The following is a 2261-nucleotide window of genomic DNA, read 5'->3' on the forward strand; positions in this document are numbered from 1 at the left end:
CTCGACTACGTGTGGGTGGTCAATAGCGACGGTTTTTGCGTCGCGTCGAGCAATGGCATCGACACGAACAGCTTTGTCGGCGTCGACATGCGGGCGCGAGGTTATATCCGCAAAGCGCTGCTCGGCGCGTTCAACGAAACCTACGGCGTCGGCCGCGCGAGCGGCGATCCCGGGATTTTCATCGCGACGCCGGTATATCGCGACGGCTTCCTGGTGGGTGCGGTAATCGCGAAAGTGAGCATCGACCGCTTGCGCCACTGGGTGGCGCGGGCGGGCACGTTCGTCACCGACAACAACGGCGTGATCGTGATGGCGCACGAAAGCCAGCTCGAAAACCGCGTGCTGCCCGATTCACCGGTACTGCGGATGTCGCGGGCGGAGCGGCTGGATGCGTATCGCCGGGTCGACTTTCGCACGTTCCGGATTACGAACATCGGCGAACGGGTGCGGATGGATGCGCCCTGGCTGCCGCCCGTGCTCTCGCGCGCCTTTTTTGCCGCCGACGACGGCACCGCGCCCTCTCTTTACGACGAGCGCACCGGCCTGAACTCGGGACTTGCCGCGCATATTGTCCATCCGCTGCCGAACTGGGCGGAAATCGTGAGCAATCAACGGCGCGACCGGCTGCTTGTGTTCATCACGGCGCTCGGTGTGAGCCTGCTCGCAATCGTGATTGCCGTGTCGTACCTGCGTGAGCGGCGGTTACACCGGGCCACGCGTCATCTCGCCGACCAGTTGCAGTCGGCCAATGCGCTACTTTCTGCCGAAGCCCGCCACGACGCGCTGACCGGAGCGCTGTCACGGCGTTATTTCCTGGATACATTGCGCCGCGAAGTCGATCTGGCATGCTCGGCGGGCGTGCCTATGTCGGTTGCAATCGCCGACCTTGATCATTTCAAGCAGGTCAACGACCGCTTCGGCCACGCAACCGGCGACCGCGCGCTCGAGCATTTCGTGCGGATGTGCGAAGAGCAATTGCGCGCGAGCGACGGTGTTGGCCGATTGGGCGGCGAGGAATTTGGGCTGCTGCTGCCGCAGACAGCACTCGCCGATGCCCACACGGTTCTCGAACGCCTGCGCAAGCGCTTCAACCAGGAGCATTGCGCCTATCTCCCGGACGACACCACGTTGAGCGTAAGCATTGGCATTACGGAGCTGAGCGACGGCGACACCGCCGAAAACCTGCTCAAGCGCGCGGATCTGGCGTTGTATGCGGCGAAATCGGGAGGGCGCGACCGCACCGAAGTGCATCCGGCGGATAGCAAGCCGCCTATGCCGCGACATCCTGAAACAGCCTGACGCGAAGTCAAAACAGGAATTAAGCGAGAGATTGGCCGAACAGCGTACTGGGGAAGCGGCGTGACAGCAGGTATTATCGATCTTCGAGTTCGATATCTGCCGTTATCAGGAGGGGTGCATGAAGGGAAATCTGGTCATTGTCTGCCGCGATCAGGACGCTGAAGCATTCGATCACTTGCTCGCCGAATATGGTGCGTTCCAGACGCGACTCTCTTCGACTGCCTGGTATTTGCGTCTCGACGTCGCGCCCGAAGTGATTCAGGAGGAAATCCTGGCGCGGTTCGGCAAATACACGACGCACTACATTTTCGAGGCAGCCACGGTGACGTACAACACTGTCGACAGTGAAGCGGCTTCCGCGCTTAATACCTTGTTCGACTAGCGTTTCGCTCGCGCCAGGGCTGGATTGCCGGCGCTCCCGGGGGGCAACTGAGCTCTGCCGGTGGCCGAACCCGCGCCCACTGGGCGCGAGCACCCTGCGAAGGCCAATTACACAATCACATCATGCGCGCTTCATGGAGCACGTCTCCATGCAGCATCTCGGCCGAGCGCGCCACGACATCGAAAGGAAAGAGCATCGTGATCTGCAGGCCGCCTTCCTCGCGATTGCGGATGTCGCAGTCGCCGCCCGCCCGCCGCACCAGCCGCTCCACAATGGCGAGCCCAAGCCCGCTGTGGCCACTGCCGCCTCGCGCCGGGTCCAGCCTCACAAACGGCCGGCTCGCCTTGATAAGATCCTGCGCCGCGATCCCGCTGCCGCTATCCATGACGCGCAGAATCCAGCCATTCGCCCCGCGCAATGTTTCGATCACAACCGGCGGCGCGCCGTACGCGTGAGCGTTATCGAGCAGGTTCGAGAGCAAGCGGTCAAGTGTCGCGGCCGGCAAGGCAAAATCCCGCCCCGCCGCGAGCCGGGTCTGAACGGACGACGCGCCCACCGTGACCGCACGATAACTCCGCGC

At 63.0% G+C, this 2261-nt stretch carries 3 protein-coding genes; 2 read left to right on the plus strand and 1 reads right to left on the minus strand.

Features of this window, described 5'->3' with window-relative positions:
* Together VGH68_RS19075 and VGH68_RS19080 are read left to right on the plus strand one after the other, a co-directional pair.
* Positions 1–1299 (plus strand): diguanylate cyclase (locus VGH68_RS19075; RefSeq protein ID WP_331605244.1); only part of this gene is annotated, 1299 nt, incomplete at its 5' end.
* 118 nt (positions 1300–1417) lie between these two features.
* On the plus strand, positions 1418–1681 hold the full coding sequence (locus VGH68_RS19080) for a hypothetical protein (protein ID WP_050381213.1): 264 nt from the start codon (positions 1418–1420) through the stop codon (positions 1679–1681).
* 115 nt (positions 1682–1796) lie between these two features.
* Here VGH68_RS19080 and VGH68_RS19085 read toward each other — a convergent pair.
* The coding region (locus tag VGH68_RS19085) for an ATP-binding protein (protein WP_331605247.1) at positions 1797–2261 on the minus strand (465 nt) is incomplete at its 5' end.

It is taken from the genome of Paraburkholderia sp., from assembly GCF_036488505.1.
Taxonomy (GTDB): Bacteria; Pseudomonadota; Gammaproteobacteria; order Burkholderiales; family Burkholderiaceae; genus Paraburkholderia.

Coding starts and splice junctions, on each gene's coding strand:
- VGH68_RS19080 (WP_050381213.1), top strand. CDS start 1,418: ATGAAGGGAAATCTGGTCATTGTCTGCCGCGATCAGGACGCTGAAGCA.